This is a genomic window from Acinetobacter gyllenbergii, assembly GCF_001682515.1.
GTDB classification, from domain to species: Bacteria; Pseudomonadota; Gammaproteobacteria; order Pseudomonadales; family Moraxellaceae; genus Acinetobacter; species Acinetobacter gyllenbergii.
This window is the reverse complement of sequence record NZ_KV575265.1, coordinates 77621-99640: the sequence shown is the minus strand read 5'-3', so window position 1 is coordinate 99640 and position 22020 is coordinate 77621. Positions and strand designations below refer to the sequence as shown.

Genomic DNA, 22020 nt, shown 5'->3' with positions numbered 1-22020 from the left:
TACTTTTCAAAGGATTGAAGTGATGAAAAATAAAAAATTAAATCATCGGACCATAAGTTTTGCTCTTAATGCTTTGGCTGCAAGTATTTTTTTCATTAGTCATTCTGCTTATGCATTACAAGCATTGGATGACAGTGCAATGCGCAGTGTAAATGGGCAAGACGGTGTCCATATTGAAACAACCTACGACAATATTAATGTCGATCAATTCTTTTGGCAGGACAATGCGGGTCGTGGAAGCGCAGATGCTGCTGGTACAACATTAAAAGCCGTTGCGAATAATTTTAAAATACAAAAAAATGCTTTAGGCGATCAGCTCGGTACAAATTATAAACTCAATACAGGCAGCAATGGCAATAAAACAGGTCTGGATATAGAGCTATCATCTAATCCCTCATTAATTACAATTGATTCATTCCAGATTTGTGATACCAACCGTTGCAGTAGTGATATTGGTAATTTAGCAATTCAAACAACCTCACCTTTAGATTTAAAGTTTAAGACCACAGATGGTTTATTTAGTAAAAATAGCCAAACATCTTTGGAGCTTGGCTTAAAAAATGCAACCGTCTATTTAGGACAGACTTCAAACAGTCAGCTCAATCAATTAATTTTGAAGAACTTTAACTTTAATTTTTTGGGTAAAGGTGTGATGTTTGTCGATGCCGTGGAAGGTATTAAGTTACAAACAAATAATGCATTGTTGAGTGGCGGCGCTGCAAATGCTTCATTAACTCAAACACCAAATAACGATTATGGCTATGTAGACTTTACCCGTGTTAAAGATACAGGTGCTGTGACTGCAGGTACATATTCCGATGCAGGGGTAGCAACAAACTCAGGCTTAAACCTAGAGATTATGTTGAATAAAAATGTAAACCCTAGCTCTCCTTACACACTTGATTCAACCAATACGCCATTGAATCAACAGGCTGCACCCAATAACAAAGCTCAAGGACTCATTCGAGTTGGCGCAAATGGACGTATGGTCAATGGTTCTTTACAGGTACGTGGTTTAAATGCAAATAATGCAGCGAATCCGACTTATGGGACCAGTTATGGTAATCCAAATAATACCAATATTTTAGGTAAGACGACCGATAATAAAGCAATCATGGGAGACACGGGTATCGCTTTCCGTATGAAAGCTGAATTCACCAAAGATGGTGACTCCATGTTGGGAAGTGATGGTAAAGCCACGACTTTAGAAATTGGTGGGGCTGGATTAAATACCTATGGTTTTGAATTCGGTAACTTAACTGGTTTACAGCTCGGTACACGAGGTTCTTTTGATACAGGCAATGTTTATATCAATTTAGTTGATGCTAAATCTGTATTTTTACCAGCGAATTATGTGTTTCAAACATCTAAGTTTGGTAATGGTAGTTTCTTGACTCAAGATTCTGATTATATTCAGAATATTCATAAAGAGACAGGGGCGAACAATCCATTTAGTTTATTAATGGCAATCCGTGGTGCCGAGTTCCAAGCGATTTCAAGACGAGGGCGTTTTACCAATAGTGCTACGAGTAATCCTCAAGGTGGTTATGCGCCAATTAATGAACATACAGATAATAATTGGGGACTGGCTTTACCTTTTTATAATCTCAATGCCAACATGGCGATGTATGGCACGCGTATTAATGCAAATGAAGCCTTTTATTTTGACAAAAATGGCTTAAAAAAGGCTGTTGCAGACAGTGGGACTACACCACGGTTAGGTTTTTCATTGGGGATGAGCACTACTGGGGTCGATCGTGATGCCAGTTATAAAGCATTAGGGAACAAAACCACTTCAATTTTAGTGATTGATGGTGCGAAGAATTATTATATGGGACTGCGTAACATTGACATGTTATTGAAAGGAACTGGCAGTATTGGTCTAGAAAATGGCAGTTTTAACGCAACACTTAAGGATATGTTGATTGTTATGGCGGCGGAAGTCGCTGCTGGATATTTACCTGGCGCAAGTTATAGTGGTGGTGTTGCTCCGAGTAATAATTTTGCTTTAAGTAGTGATGTATTATTTGGTTTAAAACTTCGTGTCGGTGGCGATATGAATCTTTCTCTTATTCCGAATAACGAATATAAAACTGATGGTACAGGCAACGCACTAAATATTGTGGGTGATCTAAAACTTAATGCAGCAAGCAATAATACGATTCAAATTAGTGATCCTGTGGATGGTTCAACCTTAGGTTTAGACAATATACAAGGTGATATTGCTTTTAATAATGCAATTCAAATTAATCGAAATAGCGCTGGCGAAGGTGTGGCAAGTTTTAATGCAGGACTGACATTTAACCCGAATCGGACCACTGATGGTGTGTTTAGAACCAGAGATATTAACCTTTATTCTCCATCGGGCAGTGCTCAACGGTTAGGTGAAATGGCAATTACAGGTGGACGTTTGACCAGTCAATTTTCTATTATGCCTCGAAATTAGGCGCTAGCAGTTGATAAAAGCATTCAGTTCCACTTGTCTACTTGCTAAGAAAGTGATTGTGCTTGAAAAAGGTTATGCTAAGCTATAGTACATATTTTAAACATTTGTCTACGGATGAGGACAATGAATAAAAACAAAAAATTTGGATGTTTGTCATTATTACTGTTGAGTCCTTTATCAATGGCAATGCAGCCTATGGATGATCAAAGTCTTTCGGCTATGACAGGGCAGGATGGTTTAACGATTGGTGTCCAAGCAAATATTCAATTCGATCAAATGGCCATTATCGATAATGATGGCTTATCCTACGGCGGTTATACCGCACCGTCTTATACCAATCGTGCAGGTTTGGTGATTGCTGGTGTCGCAGGACAATCGACAGCAGCTCCTGTCAAAGTGACAGGTTTGAATGGTAGCGCTGAGACTACTTTAGGTCTTAGAGCTGCGATTGATACGGACGCTGGTACTGCTTCCCGAGGTGGTGCATTTGCCAATATTGCATTGGCTTTTAATAACAACGTAACAGGGCTTCGAATTTCTCCTTTATCGATTTATACCGCTGGTTCTTCATCCCTCTCTAATTTGAATGGCAGCACTTATACGCGCAATACGATTTTTAATTCAGGCACATTACTTAAAAGTGATGTAAAAGAGTTACTCCGTGTGGGTGGAATTGATATTGTTTTTGCTTCGAATAAGCCAACCATGAATATTCAGATGGGTGCATCTCCACAAGGACATATGGTGATGTTTGATGGAGCCATTGAGTCGATCTGTGGCACGGGTACGGGCTGTAATATTATGTTGGTGTCGGATTATGCAACATCTGGAGATTCGGCGACTGCACCCGTTGGCGCAAGCTTTAATTTCAAATTGACTGGAAATAATGGGAATCCTTTTGGTTTAAAAGGCTTCTATGCTGGAATTTATGGTCCTACTGGGACGACGGATAAAGGTGGCGTAATTTTCGGAAATACCGGAACAAGTAATAAATTTGACTTACAGCTCAACAATGTTTTGTTAGGTACGAATAATGCTCAACAAGCAGGGACATTTAATAACTTACCTAATGCTTCGATTGGAAATATTGGCATGACAGGTGCATCAATAACCAATTTAAAAATGAAAGTCAGTGGAATGTAGCGACTAAATTCATTAAAAAAGCGGCCTCGGCCGCTTTTTTAATGAAGAGGTATGAACAACAATCAGCTTTGTTTTAAATACTGAATGATTTCATCAAGCTGTTTGATTTTTTTCACTTGTCCCCATAAGGCTTGTGCTTCTGGATAAGCTTTGGTCATCATCCCTAGCCATTGTTTATAACGTCCCACCATACCAATTTCAGTCTTGTATTGGCCGCTTAAGAAACGTAGTTGTAAGTTAACCAAATCTGACCAAGACAAAAGCGCCTGATCCATATTTTGGCGGATACACAGGGTTAAATCAGGGGTGGTGACTGCTCCACGTCCAATCATCAAATCTTGGCAATGTGATTGTGCTAAACAGGCTTTAGCATCGGCATTATTCCAGATCTCGCCGTTGGCGATCACATTGATGTTTAAGGCTTCTGTAATGGGCTGAATTTTTTCCCAATAGGCAGGTGGGGTATAACCATCAGCTTTGGTCCGCGCATGTACAGTGAGCCAGCTTGCACCTGCGTCTTCAATCGCATGGGCATTATCTAGCGTATGATTTTCATCAAGGTAGCCCAAACGCATTTTGGCTGAAACAGGAATATGCGCAGGCACAGCATCGCGTACCGCTTTTACCAGTAGATGTACGGTTTCAGGCTCATCCAATAAAACAGAACCGCCGCGATGGCGATTGACTGTTTTGGCTGGACAACCGAAATTTAGATCAATGGCTGGTGCGCCCAGTTCTACGACTTTGGCTGCATTGGCAGCGAGCATATCGGGGTTGTTGCCAAGAAACTGTACATGTACAGGTGTACCTGCTGCAGTTTTACCCCCATTTTTCAGTTCTGGACAAAAGCTATCGTAGATATGATCTGGCAGGATGCTATCGGTAATACGGATAAACTCAGTCACGCACCAATCAAAACTGCCAACATGAGTGAGCACATCACGCATGATCGGATCAGTCAGACCTTCCATTGGGGCGAGTACAAGTTTCACGATTTATTACCTAGCGAAGCGAAAACAGCGTTATACGCATTTTAAGATAGGCTGTCTAGTTTTTATTAAAATGTAAAAACTAGCGCCCTAAAATCATTTCTAATACAAATTTACTGCCCATAAAACCAATGGCAAGCAGGACAAAACCAGTAATGGTAAAGCGAATGGCTTTGCGTCCACGCCAGCCGAATTTGTAATGTCCTATGAGCAAGGCGCCATATAAGAACCATGAAATAATACTAAAGGCGGTTTTATGTGCCAGATGCTGGGCAAAGAAGTTATCAATGGTAAAGAAACCAAACAACAAGGCTGCTGTCAGCAGACCAAAACCAGTGATAATCAAGTCAAATAGCAGGGATTCCATCACTTGGAAGGGCGGCAATAAGTTGACCCAGATCCGTCGTTTTTGTTTCTTTTTTAGTTCTCGATCTTGGAACCACAACAATACCGCATGAATGGTGGCCATCAGTAGCACTGCATAAGCAGATAGAGAGAGAATGATGTGTAAATCTAAGCCCAAGCTATGCTGTTCAATAATTTGATTGGGTTGGCTAAAGGCAAAGCCCAAGATTAGGCCAAAGGCAGCAACAGGTGTACCGATCAGGTTCAATGGCAGAATTGGGCGGATCAGGCTCAAAATCAAACTCAGCGCTAACATCAGCCCTGAAGTAAATGACATCAGGTTAAAGACATCATAGTTCACCCCAATTGGCGTCATCATGTCTTGGTAGAGCACAGTACTATGCAGTACCAAGCCTAATCCAACCATCAGACCATAACACCAAAGATTTGGACTACGTTTTGACATCAATCGAATAAATAAATACCAAAATGAACTGGTATAGGCGATGAGTGCCAAAATTGTGTAAACCAAGGGGAGACTGATCATGTCAAACCTTTTTTAGGAGGATGAATAATATTCACCATATAAGATATAAATTCGCTTCGAACTACAGTATCCTATAGCATCTTACGCATAAATTTTCTATTTTAAGAAAGATTTTTTTGCAACTAGCCATTTTAAGCGGATTTCGCAATGTTTGATACCTTAACAGAACGACTCACACAGAGTTTAAGAAATGTTACTGGCTCAGGGCAGCTGACCGAAGACAATATTAAAGATACCCTACGTGAAGTACGTATGGCGCTTCTTGAAGCCGATGTGGCGTTACCTGTAACTCGTGAATTTATCGCGAAGGTGAAGGAAGAAGCGCTCGGTCAAGAGGTCATGACTCAGCTTTCTCCTGGTCAGGCATTTGTAAAGATTGTCTATGATGAACTCACCAAGATGATGGGTGAGGCAAATGAGACACTAGATTTAAGCGCAAAGCCACCTGTTGTTGTCCTACTTGCGGGTTTACAGGGTGCGGGTAAAACCACAACAGCTGCAAAATTAGCGCGTTTCTTAAAAGAACGTCAAAAGAAAAAAGTCATGACTGTTTCTGCTGACGTATATCGTCCAGCAGCGATCAAGCAGTTAGAAACTGTATCCAATGAAGTGGGTGTGGGTTTTATTGCTTCAGAAGCAACTGAAAAGCCAATTGATATTGTCAATCGTGCCATTGAGCAGGCAAAAATCCAGTTTGCTGATGTCTTGATTGTCGATACTGCAGGCCGTCTACATGTCGATGAAGACATGATGGACGAGATTAAAGAATTACATGCTGCGGTAAAACCAACCGAGACCTTATTCGTTGTTGATGCGATGACAGGTCAGGATGCTGCGAATACAGCAAAAGCATTTAACGATGCTTTAGCTTTAACGGGCGTGATTCTGACCAAAACGGATGGTGATGCGCGCGGTGGTGCAGCACTTTCTGTTCGTGCCATCACGGGCAAACCAATCAAGTTCTTGGGGATTGGTGAAAAGCTAGATGCACTTGAGCCATTCCATCCAGATCGTGTTGCACAACGTATCTTGGGTATGGGTGACGTCCTTTCTTTGGTCGAAGAAGTTGAACGCAAAATCGACAAAGAAAAAGCCGAAAAAATGGCGAAGAAATTGCAGAAAGGCGGAACCTTCAACTTTGAAGATATGCTGATGCAATTTGAGCAAATGAGCAAAATGGGCGGCATGATGGGCTTCTTGGACAAGTTGCCGGGGATGAGCAATGCGGGCATTCAGGATGCAATTGAAAAAGCCAACCCTGAAAAGCAAGTGAAGCGTATGGAAGCCATCATTCAGTCGATGACGATCAAAGAGCGTCGTAATCCTGATTTGATGAATCCGAGCCGTAAAAAACGTATCGCAGCAGGTTGTGGTATGGATGTAGCTGAGGTCAATAAGTTGATCAAGCAACAAGCACAAATGGCGAAGATGATGAAGAAATTCGCCAATCCATCAGGCATGAGCAAAATGTTGAAATCATTAGGCAATATGCAAAAGCAATTTGGTGGCGGTGGAAATATGGGCCCTTTATTTGGCAGCAATGACCAGAAAAAGTAAGTTCTATACTTCCTAAAAAGGCGCGTGATGCGCCTTTTTTAATGCGGGTGTGTTGTATAAATTTAATACAAAATGTCAACATTCAAGGTGCTTTAAAAAGAAGAAAATTAAAAATAAGTCTATGTTTTACATTAAAAAGTAGTGTTAAATATGTCACATAATTCAAAAAATAGCGTATTTATTCTGCATTGTGAAAATGCTGATCCAGAACAGCATTGGTATGCATGGTTAGAACAACAACTGAAAAGTGAGGATATTTTCGTTGAACGGGTTTTTCTTGCGGATGCTAATCATCCTGAAGCAGAGATTTGGCAAACTTGCTTGGATGCACAGCTCAAGGGGTTAAATGAACAGAGTATTGTGGTGGCACATGGCTTGTCTTGTGTGGCTGTAGCTCGATTTCTCGCCAAACGACTCAAGCAGCATGCCGTAAAAGCAGGTATTTTTATTGCCGGCTTTCATGATCCTATCTTAAAACATCCTGAGTTCAACAGTCTTCTTGAACACTCTCATTTTGAGAGTGGTTTATTGCGTGTCAATATTCAAAGACGTCTGGTGTTCTTTTCCAGTAATGATCCAGTGGTTCCTGTGCCACTCACCTTTAAATTTTCAAATTTACTCAATGCCCAACTGATTGAGGTGGTTCAAGCTGGGCATTTTCGTACAGAAGATGGGTTTAGTGAGTTCCCTCAATTATTGCAAGTTGTTCAAACTTTGCTGAAAGCTGAGTTTAGTTGAACATAATGGCGTAAGCCTTTGAGTAATAAATCAGATTCAACTTGCGGTTGATAGTGGCTAAGGAATTTTGCAAATAAGCTCGCATCGCCACCAGTCAAAATCAGCTTCTTCGGCGATTGTTGCATAATTTGATCAATGCTGCTGATCAAGCCGAGCAAGATGCCGTGATGTACTGCATCCACTGTGTTATGACCAGGTTTTAAATTATCAAAAGCAGAGTCTGGAATTTTAATGCCTTTGGTATTTTGAATCAGCGAATCTCGTTGTAGATATAAATTTGGCAGAATATAGCCGCCCAGATGTTGCAATCCTTCGACCAGATCAATGGTGAGGGCAGTGCCACAGCCAATCACACAAAAGTTTTCATTGGGTTTTGCCATGGCGAGGACTTGCAACCAACGGTCAATCCCGAGTTGGCTTGGCACATCATAGCCGCAATGCAGTCCCGCATATTCAGCATGCACTTTGGCAAAAATAATTGGAATATCCAAAATGTCGAGAATCATGTGAATACGTTGGTTATTTTCCGAATCCAAAACGGAAGAAATGCCGACACGACTTAAATTCTGATGACGAAAGTGCTGAATCAAACCGAGCAATAAATCGGCAGGTGACTGTAGGTGTAACTCGGCAGCATGTTCCATCACTTGATCATGTGCGGTGATCCAGTATTTTAAGCGGGTATTACCAATATCCAGCCATAAACTTTTCATTGCATCATCACTCTTTTAAATCGAGGCAAGACGTAAACGGCCTTGATAGAATTGTTGAAGCTGATCGGTTTTGATCAACACCGCACCGTCATTGGAAATCCCTTGAAATAGCCCCTGAACTTTACCGAGGGTATGTTCAAATTCGACCTGTTGATTCAACCAAATTGCATGATGGTTAAAACGTTCAGCTAAATTATAACTGCCATGTTCGAACCATTGTGCTGCTTGTTGAATTGCGGTGTAAAGTTCCGCAATCAGAGTTAAACGATCTACATGGGCTAAACCGAGCATGGCTAAAGAGGTGATCGGTTGGTCTGCATTTTCAACAGGGGGAGTACTGAGATTCATCCCTACACCGACAATGGCTTGATTGGGTGAAAGTGGTTCTACCAAGATTCCGCCCCATTTCCCCTGAGGGCTGTATAAATCATTGGGCCATTTGACCTGTAACTTCAAGCCATGCAAGCTAGGCATCTGTAAGATATTTAACGCAACTTCAAGTGCTAAGCGACCATCCAGTGCTGTATTGGTTTGGATCAGTGTGCTTAAATAAATGTTGCCCTCAGGAGAGGCCCATTGTCGCTGGTGCTGACCACGACCTTGGGTTTGCTGTGCACTACAGACCAATCCTGTGGTCATCCCTTTTTGCGCAATTTCACGCATATCATCATTGGTCGATGTTGTGGTTGTTTTAAGCAGCACCACTTCTGGAAATTGATTTTTTGCGTTCAATAATTGCTGAAGCTGGCGGGTTGCGAAATCATCCATCATTTTTACAAGTAGAGTGGTCATGTGTTTATGGAGTTAATCATATATTTGCTGATTGGCGCAATTGCTGGATTTGCTGCGGGGCTATTTGGTGTGGGCGGTGGTCTAATTATTGTGCCGATTTTATATATTGTGTTCACTCAAATGAATTATGACCCCAATGTCATTATGCATATTGCAGTTGGAACATCCTTAGCAACCATTATTGTGACCTCGATTAGTTCGGTGATGGCACATCATAAAAAAGGGGCAGTGTTGTGGCCCGTATTTCGTAATTTGGCACCGGGCTTGGTGTTGGGTTCATTCCTCGGTGCTGGGGTGGCTGATTTGATGTCAGGGCAGCATTTACAGTTGGTGATAGGTGTCTTCGCCGTCTGGATGGCTTATAAGATGTTTAGAGGCGCCAATGCAGTGGTTGATCCAAATCGTCATCTTCCTTCAGCAGCGTTACAACTTGCTGCGGGTGGCGGCATTGGGGTGGCATCCGCGATTTTTGGTATTGGGGGTGGCAGCCTTACCGTACCTTATCTCAATCGTCATGGCGTGGTGATGCAAAAGGCAGTGGCAACTTCGGCTGCCTGTGGTTTACCCATTGCAGTGGCGGGGGCATTAGGCTTTATGTGGTTTGGTGCCAAAGAGCAGATTGAAGTGCCGAACACGATTGGTTATGTGCATATCTATGCTTTCTTGGGCATCAGTGTGATGAGCTTTATCACCGCAAAATTTGGTGCCAAAGTGGCACATCGTCTGTCACCAGCCATGCTAAAAAAATGTTTTGCAGGCCTATTGGTGGTGGTTGGCAGTTACTTTATTTATAAAGGTTTGCTCTAATCCGTTTTAGTGAGTGAGACCATAATGTACTTCAATGGTGGCAATCAAGGTTTCGACCAGAAGAAGTACATCATCTTGCTGACGTGCATCAATAAAGAATAGTGGGTAATTCAGTTCTTTGGCGGCCAGCCAGTCACGATACATGGATAAGGTGCGTTCTGGCATGCGATCAATATGGGTAATTGCAATCACAATATTATGACCAAAGGGCTGAAAGGCCTGAAGATATTGCTCTAAATCTAATAAAGGGTTTTCGGCAGCGTGATCAATCATGACAATAGTGCCGATTGCACCTTTACAAATCACTGCCCAAATAAAATCGAAGCGATCTTGCCCGGGTGTGCCATATAAACCGACCTTGAGCCCGTCCTCCAAAGTCAGTTCGCCATAATCAATCCCAACAGTGGTCAGTAACTTGTCATGTGATTCGGTATCGGTGTTCAGTGCTTCGGTACTGAGGACTTCAATTTCAGATAATGCTTTGATTGCCGAGGATTTACCTGAACCCATGGTGCCACCGAAGACAATTTTATATTGATGTAAAATCATAGGGATGACCTTAATTAAAAGCCTAAACGATGGCGTAAGCGACCAAATAGTTTTTTCATAAAATGTTGTTCTGTTTCGCTTTGCTGAGTTTGCGGGCGATATTTTGCCTGTTGATCTTTAATCAATGTGCCACACTCTGCCCCCAAACACGCCGCGACAAAATGTCTGACCTTTTGTTCGGGCAGATTGAGTTGTTGTGCAACCATACTGATTTGCGCACCTTGGGCAAAACAAGCAGACATCCGTAAGATATCTTGGCGATCAAGCTTGTTTTTGGGTTGCGGCCAGAACTGCAGATAAAAACTCGAGGCAGAGGCGGGACATAATCCTTCAAAGTTCATGGAGGTCCAGAGTAAATGCCAGAGCCATTGTTTTAAGTCTTGCTGCGGTGCATCTAAAGTCCAATGCAGATCATTTTGTGTGGCATAGGTGTAGTTCAGGCTTGGGTCGGTTTGAAAAGAATCAAATTCAGGATGTTGCCATAGCCATTGATTGCGTGGATCGGCAATGGCGAGTAGTCCTTGATTATCAAACAGCTGAATCTTGCCATTTTTCGGATTCTGGATTTCTTGTAATACTTCTTTAATTTGTTTGCGCTGAAAGGTCGGAGTATCTTCAGTTTCGATATTTTCTGAGCTTTGATTTAAGCGTTCATTTAGATGAAGGCTGAGCCAGTGATGCAATGAATGGAGATGGTTCAAGGGTAGAAATAAGGTGTCATCTTCAATGGCGCTATTTTTATCAAGGTCATTGGCAATTTTCAGCACATTGATTTTATTGTTTTGCAGCAAGCTTTTAATATTGGGGGAATCAAAAAATAGCTGATTGATCATGAGGATATCCAGCTGCGGCTCGGCAATATTGCTCCAATTGATTTGGACATGATGTGGCACAGCCGTTTCAACCTGTTGTTTTAACTCATTCAAGGTTCTGAGACTGAGCCCAAAAATAGCAATATTGACCGCTTGATGAACACCCATGTTATGACTCATCTATATGTGTACTGAGTAATTCAGTAGGAGAATTAAAAGTGCGATATTTTTAATGAAAATATTATTTTTTGTGACTTGTATCAATTAAAAGGCGATGAAAGAAAATCTTTTCAGATGTGTGGTTAAGTTTTACTTGAGTACATAAATATTTGATATTCAAAATAGAAAAACTAACTTTTTAGTACATATTGAGAATCATATTGCGATTTTTTAGCGCAATTGGCTTAAAAAGCAATAAAATTGTCAGACAATGATATAGAATTTATAGGGCGAGATCAGTTAAAACAAAAAAGCGCAAACAGCATTGTATCAATGCGTATAACAAAGATAGCGAGGGACTCATGAATCTCGAAGAGGCTGATAGTCTTTCTGAACAGATTGCAAAGTATATTAGTGAACAAATTATTAGTGGTGAGCTGGTTGAAGGTGAACGCATTCAAGAGTTGCGCATTGCCAAAGAATTAGATGTCAGTCGTGGCTCGGTTCGTGAGGCACTGTTGTTACTGGAACGGACTTATTTAATTGAAATTTTTCCGCGTCGTGGCGCGATTGTCTCTGAAATGTCAGCACAACAAGTCAAAGCCTTATTCGACACCAATGTGATGGTGCTTGGGCATATTGTGCAGCGGATTAGTGAAACGTGGCGAGTCAATGAAGCAGAACAACTACAAACTTTATTGGATCAACTGGTCGAATTTGTTCGCGCAGGCGATATCGAAAAATTTTACGATGCCATCTTTAAATATCTGGCAGAACAGCATGACATGGTGGCGAATCCTTATTTGATGCAATTTTATAAAGAACTGTTGCCGTCGTTACGCCGTAGTTATTTTTTGACCTTGAATACTTCGCGTCGAGAGCTCCAAGAATCATTTACCCTATTCAAGTTGGTGATTGATGCTATTTTGATCCGAAAATCACAACAAGCTGCTTTATTTATGGAAGATTTTTGTCGACACTTGCGCAACCTTGTGTTGGAATCTCTGACACGTATGAAACAGATTGAATTGGCTTGGGCTAGACGCTCACGCCGCTAGTTAGGGCAGTATGCGTTTAAGCAGTTTAAAACTTTCAGGCTTTAAATCTTTCGCCGATAGTACAACATTACATTTTAAGGCCAACCGTACTGCGGTGGTTGGGCCGAACGGTTGTGGTAAATCAAATGTCATTGATGCGATTCGCTGGGTGATGGGCGAGTCCAACGCACGCCAGTTGCGTGGCGGCAGTATGCAGGATGTTATTTTTACCGGGACCGCCAAACGCAAACCCGTTGGGGTTGCCAGTGTCGAACTGCGTTTTGATAATACTTATGGCAAACTCGGTGGCGCTTATAATGCCTATAGCGAGCTGGCCGTCCGCCGCCAAGTCACCCGTGAAGGTAAATCTGAATATTTCCTGAATGGCACCCGTTGCCGTCGCCGTGATATTACCGATATTTTCTTGGGCACTGGTTTAGGGCCACGTTCTTATGCGGTGATTGAACAGGGCATGATTAACCGTCTGGTTGATGCCAAGCCAGAAGAAATGCGTGTGTTTATTGAAGAAGCGGCAGGAGTGTCCCGTTATCAGGCACGCCGTCGTGAAACCTTACAGCATTTAGAGCATACTGAACAGAATCTGGCACGTTTAGACGATATTGCGGCTGAACTAAAATCTCAACTCCGCAGCTTGAAGCGCCAGTCTGAAGCTGCAATTCAATATAAGACCTTAGAAGGGCAGATTCGCACTTTAAAAATTGAAATCCTTTCGTTCCAAGCCAATCAAAGTCAGAAATTACAGCAAGAATATACCGTTGAAATGACGGCACTGGGCGAAAACTTTAAACTGGTTCGTTCAGAGTCACAGACCATTGAGCACGATCTTGAAGCCACTAGTGCTTTATTTCAGCGTTTAATTCAACAGTCTTCACCGTTGCAGCATGAGTGGCAACAGGCTGAGAAAAAGCTGTCTGAATTAAAAATGACTTTGGAACAAAAACAGAGTTTATTTCAACAAAACAGTACCAGCTTGCTGCAACTTGAACAGCAGAAAGTACAAACCAAAGAGCGTCTGCAACTCTCTGAATTACAGGTTGAAACCTTAAGCACTCAATTTGATGAGCAAAATGAAAGCTTACTTGCCTTAGAGCAGCAGACACAAACGGCTGAGCAAAATTTTACTGATGTTCAGGCACAGCACAAGCAAGCACAACAGCAATTTGATCAACTGAAAACTCAAGTCGATCAGCAACAACAAAAAAAGTTGCAGATGGCGGCGCAAATTGAACAGCTCGGTAAGAACGTGCTGCGGATTGAGCAGCAAAAGCAGACCTTGCAAACGCAAACCACTCAGATTCGTGCTCAGGTTCAGGATGATGAACAGGTGCAGTTACAACAATTGCAACAACAACTGCAACAGGAAATTATTGCGTTAGAAACTGCGATTGAGCAATTACAGCAGGATGTTCAAACACAGCAAGATCAACAACAGTCGAACAAAACGGATCTGCAAAGCCTGAAAACAGAAATTCAGGTTTTATTGGCTGAACAAAAGAACTTAAATCAGCTCGTCGCAAAACAAAGTCCGAAGCAGGATCAAAATGCAGTTCGATTGATGCAAAGCCTACGTTTAAGCGCTCAAGCTAAAGCGCATGCAAGCATTATTGAGAAGTTCTTAGCCAAATGGTTACAAGCGCAGTTGATTGAGAATGGGAAAGCCTTCCAAGAGGGCATCTCACGACAGTTAAAATCATCACCACAGCAGCCTATTCAAGTTGCAGAGCTGACCTGTTTGAGTGAATGGATCGAGGCACCACAATCTTCTTTATGGGCCAATGTCGCCGTTGCAGAAGATTTAACCACAGCTTTGCGATCTCAAGTGGATCTCCAGCACGCACAATCCATTTTAACGCTGGATGGTTATCATGTCGGCTCAGACTGGGTGATTGCACTGCACTATGATGAAGACAGCCAAACTGCGCAGGGCATGCTCAGTCATCAAGTCCGTTTAGAGGAAATTGAACAGCAACTGGCACAGCAACAACCACAGCTGGATAACTTGGAACATCAGTTTTCTCAACAGCAGGAAATGTTGCAACAGCAGCAACAGCATTTGCAGCAACAACAGCAAAGTTTGAAGCAAAAGCAAAAAGAGCTGCAGCAACTGGATGTGCAAATTGCCAAACTGCAAAGTACCGCACAGGCCTTTGTGTTGCAGCAACAACAATTGGCCGATCAACTGAAACAGCTTGATCTACAGCTTGAAGAAGATGCCATGCAGCGTGATGATCTGGAGATTGATCTGCATGCGCTGGCATTGAAATTAGAATCGGTGTTGCCAAATTATAAGACTTTGCAATTTCAGGTGGAAAACTTGAATGAGCAGTTGGATGAGCAGCAACAACAGTTGACTCAACAACAGCAGCAACGTGAAGCTTTGCGTCGCCAGACTTCGCAAGCCAATCAGCAAATTGAGTTGTTAGAGAAAGATATCTCGTTCCTAAAAACACAATACCGTCAAATCATTGAACAAATCGAACAGGCCAAGAAGTTTGTTGATCCGATTCAGCTTGAACTACCCAACTTGGAGTCACAATTCCAACAGCAATTCCAGCAAACCGAAAAGCTGCAAAAAACCTGGAATGAATGGCAGCTGGAACTGAATCAAGTACAAGAGAAGCAGCAGCAACTGACGGAACAACGCCATCAAGCACAGCAAAAAGATGAGCAGGTGCGTGAGCAGTTAGAGCAAAAGCGCTTGGCTTGGCAGGCGGCGAAATCAGATCGTGAACATTATTTAGAGCAACTGAAAGAACTGAATACAGACGCTTTATCTGATGTGTCGATTGAAATTAAAGATCATCAGCAGAAACTGGAAAAAGCCCAGCAGCAATTTGAGAAAATCGGTGCCGTGAATTTAGCGGCTTCACAAGAATACGAAGAAGTGTCACAGCGTTTTGATGAACTGAGTCACCAGATGCAGGATCTACAAAATACCGTTGATCAGCTCAAAGACGCGATGAAAAGTATTGATCAGGAAACGCGTAAGTTATTTATGACTACCTTTGATCAGGTCAATCAAGAACTGCAACTGTTGTTTCCAAAGGTATTTGGTGGTGGTGAAGCGACTTTAAGCCTTGAAGATGATTGGCAGTCTGGGGTGAAACTGATGGCGCGTCCACCTGGCAAGCGTAACAGCTCTTTGGCCTTGCTTTCAGGCGGTGAAAAGACTTTAACGGCTTTGGCTTTGGTGTTTGCCATCTTTAGATTGAACCCTGCACCGTTCTGCGTACTGGACGAAGTTGATGCGCCACTTGATGATGCCAATGTACAACGGTATTGTAATTTGGTAAAAGAGCTTTCTGAACAAGTGCAATTCATTTACATTACACATAATAAATTGGCGATGACAATGGCAACTGATTTACTTGGAGTCACCATGCCAGAGCCAGGTACATCAAAATTAGTGACTGTCGATTTAGAACAGGCAAAAGAATACGGGTTAGTTGCGGAGTCTTAGTATGGAAATGAATACAATAATAGGCATTGTTGCCGCCGTTGCGATTATGCTCGTTGGTTTAATCATGATTTTAAGAAAACCAAAACCAGTTGAGCCATCATTAGAAGCAGATTTACATATTAATCCTGAAAGTCAGCAACCTGTGATTCCACGTCATGTACGTGACCAGCTTTTACAAAAAGAAGTGGTGACCACAACTGAGCGTGTCGAACCAAGTTTAAATACTGAAGCAATTGTAGTGGAGCCTGTGGCAGAGCAAGCCATTGATGCGACTAGTGTTGAAACAAAAACGACGGAAATCGAACAAACTGCTAAAGCAGATGAGGCTGTTGAAACTGTAGTAGAACTGGAAGCGGCTCAAAAAGATCAGACAGTAGCAGCTGAAGCAGAAACAACAGTGGTCTCTGAAAATGTAGAAGCTACAGAGAAAGCTGAGGAAAAAACTGAAGCGGAACTCAGCTTAAATCCAAATATTGAAACGGTTGCGATTGAAGAGTTTGATGGCGAAAGTAATATTCTGGATGTGCATTTACATGAACAGCAGCGCTATGATGATGAAAGTGCTTTAGCAACTGCAGAACAAATTATTGCCTTGAATGTTTATCCGAACCCACGCCGTGCCTTATCAGGTGATAAAGCACTTAAAGTATTATTGAAATACGGTCTACGTTTCGGTGAAATGTCATGTTTCCATCGTTATGAAAATACCGACGAGCCAAGTGCCTTGATGTTCTCTGTGCTGCGTATGACGGATAATGGTCCAGCAGGTTTTGATTTGGAAACCTTATCTGGCGAACAAGTACAAGGTCTAGCATTTTTCCTTGCATTGCCAAATAGTAAAGCAGTCACGGGTTATGACATGATGACCAGTATTGCGGGTTTAATTGCACGTGAAGTCGATGGTAAGGTCTATGATGAAAACAATTTAGAGTTTACGCCGCAGTTGAAAGAACATTGGCGTCATCATGTGATCGATTATCGTCCAAATCAAGCAACCGTCTAATGAATCTTTTATAATAAATTTAGTAAAAATTATAGGGCGGTTTTTCCGCCCTTTTATATGGTGAAATTTAAATGGAACACAACTCAGTTATTGAGCAAATGCGTCAGTTGATTCAACTGATTGCAAAACACAATCATGCTTATTATGTGATGGATCAACCTTCCATTTCTGACAGTGAATATGACCATTTATTTCATCAGTTGAAAGCACTAGAACAACAATATTCAAACTGTATTCAGGCCGATACCCCGACCAATAAAGTGGGTGGTCAAGCGCTATCAAAATTTGAAAGTGTGACTCATGCAGTGCCAATGCTGTCATTGGGCAATGTCTTTAATCAGGAAGACCTGTTTGCTTTCGCCCGCCGTATTGATGAGCGGTTACCGAATCAAAAAGTCCAGTATGACGTTGAACTGAAACTCGATGGCTTAGCGATTTCACTGTGGTATGAACATGGCGTCTTGGTTCGTGGCGTGACACGTGGTGATGGCGAGACAGGTGAAGACATTACTCAGAATGTTAAAACCATTCGGAATCTGCCGAAAGTATTATCCAGTCAGTATCAAGCGATTCCCGCGTTTCTTGAAGTTCGTGGTGAAGTATTGATGCCAAAGCAAGGCTTTGAAAAGCTCAATGCCGATCAAGAAGCCAAAGGTGACAAGACCTTTGCTAATCCACGTAATGCAGCAGCAGGAAGCCTTCGTCAGTTAGACCCAAATATAGCCGCTTCACGTCCATTGGCGTTCTATGCCTATGGGATTGCCCAGTGTCAGCCCAATCATGGCCTTGAGACCATGCATGACAGCTTGCACTGGTTAACCAAATTTGGTTTTGAAATCGCAGAACGTCAATTCCTGTGTGCTTCGATTGAAGAAGTACAACAATGCTATGAGCAGATCCAACAAGAGCGTCCAGATCTTAAAGTTGAAATTGATGGCATGGTGATTAAGGTGGATAGCCTTAAACAGCAACAACAATTAGGTTTCTTGAGTCGTGAACCACGTTGGGCAACGGCTTATAAATTCCCTGCACAGGCAGCACTCACCAAAGTTGAGAATATTGACTGGCAAGTGGGGCGTACAGGAACACTGACACCTGTCGCACGTTTAGCCCCTGTCTTTGTTGGTGGGGTGACAGTATCCAATGTGACCTTACATAACATTGGTGAAATCCATCGTTTAGATGTGCGTGTTGGCGATACCGTTAGTGTTTACCGCACGGGTGATGTGATTCCAAAAGTTGAGAAGGTTTGGGCTGAGTTCAGACCTGCCGATGCAGAGATGGTGCATCTCCCGACCAATTGTCCTGTGTGTGAATCACCTGTGGTGATGCCAGAAGGTGAGGCCTTGGCGCGTTGTTCAGGTGGTCTCTATTGTGCAGCACAACGGATCGAAGCCATTCGTCACTTTGTTTCGCGTAAAGCTTTGGATATTGAAGGCTTAGGCGACCGTTGGGTGGAGTCACTTTTACATCTCGACCTACTCAAAGATGTGGCTGATATTTATCATTTGCATGAGCATCGCGACACTTTATTGACCATTGAGAAAATGGGTGAGAAATCGGTTCAGAACTTGATTGAGGCGATTGAAGCGAGCAAGAAAACCACTTTAGCACGTTTTATTTATGCCTTGGGGATTCGCGGTGTCGGTGAAACCACCGCACGTATGCTCGCCAATACTTTCCAGACGCTGGAGGCACTTAAAGCTGCTGATATTGAAGCACTCAAGAAAACCCCTGATGTGGGTGATATTACTGCTGAGTGGATTGCAGATTTCTTCCAAGCACCGCATAACATCGAAGTGTTAGATCGTTTAATGGCGGCAGGTATCCATTGGGATGCACCGACAGCTCCAACACGTCAACCATTGAATGGTGAGAGTTGGGTGGTGACAGGAACATTGGAAACCATGGGCCGTGATGAAGCAACCCAGAAGCTTCAAGCCTTAGGTGCGCGTGTCAGTGGCAGTGTGTCCAGTAAAACCAAATGTGTGGTTGCAGGTGAGAAAGCGGGTAGTAAGCTGGATAAAGCGCAGAAGTTAGACATTCGAGTCTTGAATGAGCAAGAGTTTTTAGCGTTTTTGAAGCAGTATGAAGCTTGATGACGTAGATAAAGAAAGTGCTAAGTTAATCATCATGTATTGCTTAGCACTCATTCTTCCTTTTTTTGTGATGCTTGCTTATTATCGTTATGATAATGCAGTTAAATGCAATCAAACGAAAGTGCTAGGTAGTGTACAAGAAGATGTCAATACGCAGCTTTTAAATGCTGTATTGGAAAAAATTGAATTAAGACAACGCTTGTTTTTCGATTTATTAAAAGCGCAAGAAATACAAAAAAGGTCGGCTTGTCTACAGAAAAGTCATGAGGATGCAGAGAGATGCTGGAGAGAATTTCAGTTAGACGTCCAAAATGAAATCAAGGTGTTTGATCATGCTGTTGAGCAGTTCGCTCACGTGAAACCGCATCATCTGATTGCTTCTGATTCTATTTATGATCAAGGGTTGTTAAAGTCAAATGTGTATCAGCCTAATCATATGGTGGAGTTCGCTTATCAGCAGATAAAACGATATTTAGTCGATCAAATAGATCAAGAGGATGCTTCACTATCTCAACTTGATTTTGAGTTACGTTGGCAATTAAGACAGAAACTCTATCAATATGCTGATTTAAGGTTGGGTCAGGTGAAAAGTGTTGAGTCTGAAAATAATTCACAAAAAATCTGTCATGTGAACGTTGAGTTTCAAAAAGGTAAGACTGCTAAACTTTTCTATCAACCTTATGAAAAGCTTGAATCCGCTGGTCGACATGGGGCAAGAAAAGAATATGTCGCGTTGCTCTATTTAGAAGACCACCATGGTCATCATTATAAGGATATTGGTGAATACATCTTAGAAGCATTTAAGATGAAATAACGGTGAGCGAGGCACCTCTCAATGATGAAATTGAGAGGTGCTTTTTGATTAAATATATTTTTTCACAATGCCATCATCCAGCAATTGCTGGAAATGTTCGCAGACACTTTCACGCACATCGCGATATTCAATCCCGAGTTCATTGACACTACGTTGTGCATTAAAATAAATTGGATATCCCATATTCAATTTTACAAATTCACGTGAATGTCCGAGGATTGGCGCGACAAATGAAAAGGCAGTTTTTGGCACAGTAAAATGCGGGAATGGAAACTTATAGCCAAATTTCTGAGTAAGTGCCTTACCCATATCCAATAAGCTGAGTGTGCCACCACAAATGATATAACGGCCTTGTGCTTTAGGATTCAGGGCTGCTGCGACATGCGCATCGGCAACATCACGGACATCGACAATCCCATTCCACATTGGCGGTACACCAAACAAGGTGGTGCCATTACCAAACTGTTGTAACACTTCAATACTGCCTGACTGACTCGCATCGGTGAGGGAAGGCCCCATCACTAAGGCGGGATTAATACAGACTAAATCCCAACGATTTTGTTGTTCAGCCATGTCCCATGCTTTGCGTTCTGCCGCGACTTTTGAATAAGGATAAGGCTGATGTGTCTCGCTACTGGTATTGTTCCAGTGATTTTCATCAAATTCATTGTTGGCAGTATTTTGAATCTCAATCGCATCACCATAGGTCGAGGCAATACTTGAGGTCAGCACCACACGTTTGACCGACTCGGTGCGATTAACACTGTCTAATACATTTTCTGTGCCTTTCACCGCAGGCTCAATAATGTCTTTGACTGCATCTTTATAATTGGTCACCACAAAAGGAGATGCGGTATGAATCACGATTTCACAATCTTTCATTGCATCATCAAATGAACGTGGTTCAAGCAAATCTGCTTTAAAAAATTCAATCCTCCCAGAAGATTGCTCTGCCAGATCGTACAAATGCTGAATCTTATTTTTCTTGGATGGGTCACGCACCGTTGCATGAACCGTATAGCCTTGATTCAACAGACGTTCAATAATCCAGCCTGCAATATAACCCGTCGCGCCAGTGACCAAAATTGGTTTGCTTTTATCCATTGTGGTTTCCACATTATGTTTTTGTGATTGCTGTTATTTACCGAATTTTGCTCAAACAAACAACAGCTGAACAGTCATTTTTCATGATTTTTTGATCAAAACATCAGCGGAATAAGAAGCATTGCTAATGGTTACAAAAAATCAAACAAATGATTTTCAATAGGATTATCACTTTTTAAAGCCATAAATGATATGCAAAGGCTTATTTTATTTAGATAAATTTAGCCAATTCGAACTGTAAATGCGTATGCTTCTCATTTTAATTTTATAAAAATCATAAACTTACACACTTTTGTTTTTGCAATTCTATTGTAACTTGGCCATAATATTGTCATTCGATAGGAGTAAGTATTATGCGTGGCAATCCAGAAGTCATCGACTATTTAAATATGCTCATTGGCGGTGAATTGGCTGCTCGTGATCAATATTTAATTCATTCAAGAATGTACGAAGATTGGGGCTTGAGCAAAATCTACGAGCGTATTGACCATGAAATGCAAGAAGAAGCATCTCATGCCGATTCAATCATTCGTCGTGTGCTGTTCTTAGGTGCTCAACCGAATATGCATCGTGAAGACATCAATGTGGGTCACGATGTGGTGAGCTGTCTCAAAGCAGATTTAGCACTTGAATACCATGTGCGTGAAAAATTGGCAGTGGGTATTAAACTGTGTGAAGAAAAAGGCGACTATATTAGCCGTGATATGTTGCGTCAGCAGCTTTCTGATACAGAAGAAGATCATACCTACTGGTTAGAAAAGCAATTGCGTTTAATTGAATTGATTGGTTTGCAGAATTATATTCAATCACAAATTTAAGTGATCCATCCGACTGAATTCGTAATGAAAAAAGAGAACTTCAAATGAAGTTCTCTTTTTATTTGAG

The 22020-nt window shown here is 41.9% G+C and carries 18 protein-coding genes; 11 read left to right on the top strand and 7 right to left on the bottom strand.

The genetic code is table 11. From position 1 onward, the window contains the following. Positions 1–22: 22 nt before the first annotated feature. Positions 23–2446 (top strand): DUF6160 family protein, encoded by a 2424-nt coding sequence (locus tag NG55_RS13430; protein WP_065343543.1) that lies wholly within the window; start codon positions 23–25, stop codon positions 2444–2446. Between the two features lie 123 nt (positions 2447–2569). Further along, positions 2570–3589 carry a DUF6160 family protein gene (locus NG55_RS13425; protein WP_065343542.1) on the top strand — a complete coding sequence of 340 codons (1020 nt, stop codon included), beginning with the start codon at positions 2570–2572 and terminating at the stop codon, positions 3587–3589. A 62-nt stretch (positions 3590–3651) separates the two neighbouring features. Here the strand turns inward: NG55_RS13425 and NG55_RS13420 are convergent, their stop codons facing one another. After that, positions 3652–4581, bottom strand: a complete 930-nt coding sequence (locus tag NG55_RS13420) for a tRNA dihydrouridine synthase (RefSeq protein WP_065343541.1) — start codon at positions 4579–4581, stop codon at positions 3652–3654. A gap of 79 nt (positions 4582–4660) precedes the next feature. Beyond that, on the bottom strand, positions 4661–5470 hold the full coding sequence (locus NG55_RS13415; RefSeq protein WP_005205568.1) for a cytochrome C assembly family protein: 810 nt from the start codon (positions 5468–5470) through the stop codon (positions 4661–4663). A 147-nt stretch (positions 5471–5617) separates the two neighbouring features. On the opposite strand from NG55_RS13415, the gene ffh reads away from it, so the two are divergent. Beyond that, positions 5618–7027 (top strand): signal recognition particle protein, encoded by a 1410-nt coding sequence (gene ffh, locus NG55_RS13410; protein ID WP_004655358.1) that lies wholly within the window; start codon positions 5618–5620, stop codon positions 7025–7027. Positions 7028–7177: 150 nt separating this feature from the next. Continuing rightward, positions 7178–7765, top strand: coding sequence for an RBBP9/YdeN family alpha/beta hydrolase (locus NG55_RS13405; RefSeq protein WP_065343540.1), 588 nt, complete (start codon positions 7178–7180; stop codon positions 7763–7765). Here the strand turns inward: NG55_RS13405 and NG55_RS13400 are convergent. Both NG55_RS13400 and NG55_RS13395 read right to left on the bottom strand, forming a co-directional pair. Continuing rightward, positions 7735–8478, bottom strand: a complete 744-nt coding sequence (locus tag NG55_RS13400) for a pantothenate kinase (RefSeq protein ID WP_065343539.1) — start codon at positions 8476–8478, stop codon at positions 7735–7737. The two genes, NG55_RS13405 and NG55_RS13400, sit on opposite strands and share 31 nt — an antisense overlap. Positions 8479–8493: 15 nt before the next feature. Then, on the bottom strand, positions 8494–9270 hold the full coding sequence (locus tag NG55_RS13395) for a biotin--[acetyl-CoA-carboxylase] ligase (protein ID WP_065343538.1): 777 nt from the start codon (positions 9268–9270) through the stop codon (positions 8494–8496). A 6-nt stretch (positions 9271–9276) separates the two neighbouring features. On the opposite strand from NG55_RS13395, the gene NG55_RS13390 reads away from it, so the two are divergent. Then, positions 9277–10077 carry a sulfite exporter TauE/SafE family protein gene (locus NG55_RS13390; RefSeq protein WP_016660428.1) on the top strand — a complete coding sequence of 267 codons (801 nt, stop codon included), beginning with the start codon at positions 9277–9279 and terminating at the stop codon, positions 10075–10077. A 6-nt stretch (positions 10078–10083) separates the two neighbouring features. On the opposite strand, the gene NG55_RS13385 is transcribed toward NG55_RS13390, so the two are convergent. Together NG55_RS13385 and NG55_RS13380 are read right to left on the bottom strand one after the other, a co-directional pair. Next, positions 10084–10626, bottom strand: a complete 543-nt coding sequence (locus NG55_RS13385) for a GTP-binding protein (protein WP_023270702.1) — start codon at positions 10624–10626, stop codon at positions 10084–10086. Positions 10627–10640: 14 nt separating this feature from the next. Further along, positions 10641–11606, bottom strand: coding sequence for a hypothetical protein (locus tag NG55_RS13380; RefSeq protein WP_065343537.1), 966 nt, complete (start codon positions 11604–11606; stop codon positions 10641–10643). A gap of 353 nt (positions 11607–11959) precedes the next feature. On the opposite strand from NG55_RS13380, the gene NG55_RS13375 reads away from it, so the two are divergent. From NG55_RS13375 to NG55_RS13355, 5 genes are all read left to right on the top strand, one after another. Further along, positions 11960–12655: a GntR family transcriptional regulator gene (locus tag NG55_RS13375; protein WP_016541691.1), complete on the top strand. Its 696-nt coding sequence runs from the start codon at positions 11960–11962 to the stop codon at positions 12653–12655. 10 nt (positions 12656–12665) lie between these two features. Continuing rightward, positions 12666–16115, top strand: a complete 3450-nt coding sequence (gene smc, locus NG55_RS13370) for a chromosome segregation protein SMC (RefSeq protein WP_065343536.1) — start codon at positions 12666–12668, stop codon at positions 16113–16115. A gap of 1 nt (position 16116) precedes the next feature. Further along, positions 16117–17118 (top strand): cell division protein ZipA C-terminal FtsZ-binding domain-containing protein, encoded by a 1002-nt coding sequence (locus tag NG55_RS13365; RefSeq protein WP_065343535.1) that lies wholly within the window; start codon positions 16117–16119, stop codon positions 17116–17118. Between the two features lie 71 nt (positions 17119–17189). Next, positions 17190–19217, top strand: a complete 2028-nt coding sequence (gene ligA, locus NG55_RS13360; RefSeq protein WP_065343534.1) for an NAD-dependent DNA ligase LigA — start codon at positions 17190–17192, stop codon at positions 19215–19217. Further along, positions 19207–20031 (top strand): hypothetical protein, encoded by an 825-nt coding sequence (locus tag NG55_RS13355; RefSeq protein ID WP_065343533.1) that lies wholly within the window; start codon positions 19207–19209, stop codon positions 20029–20031. Before ligA ends, NG55_RS13355 begins: the two co-directional genes overlap by 11 nt. Positions 20032–20079: 48 nt before the next feature. On the opposite strand, the gene NG55_RS13350 is transcribed toward NG55_RS13355, so the two are convergent. Further along, complete coding sequence (locus NG55_RS13350) at positions 20080–21135, bottom strand: SDR family oxidoreductase (protein WP_065343532.1); 1056 nt, start codon at positions 21133–21135, stop codon at positions 20080–20082. Positions 21136–21488: 353 nt separating this feature from the next. Here NG55_RS13350 and ftn point away from each other — a divergent pair, with 353 nt between their 5' ends. Next, entirely contained in the window at positions 21489–21953 is a 465-nt protein-coding gene (gene ftn, locus NG55_RS13345) for a heteropolymeric bacterioferritin subunit Ftn (protein WP_016541697.1), read from the top strand. Positions 21954–22020 lie beyond the last annotated feature (67 nt).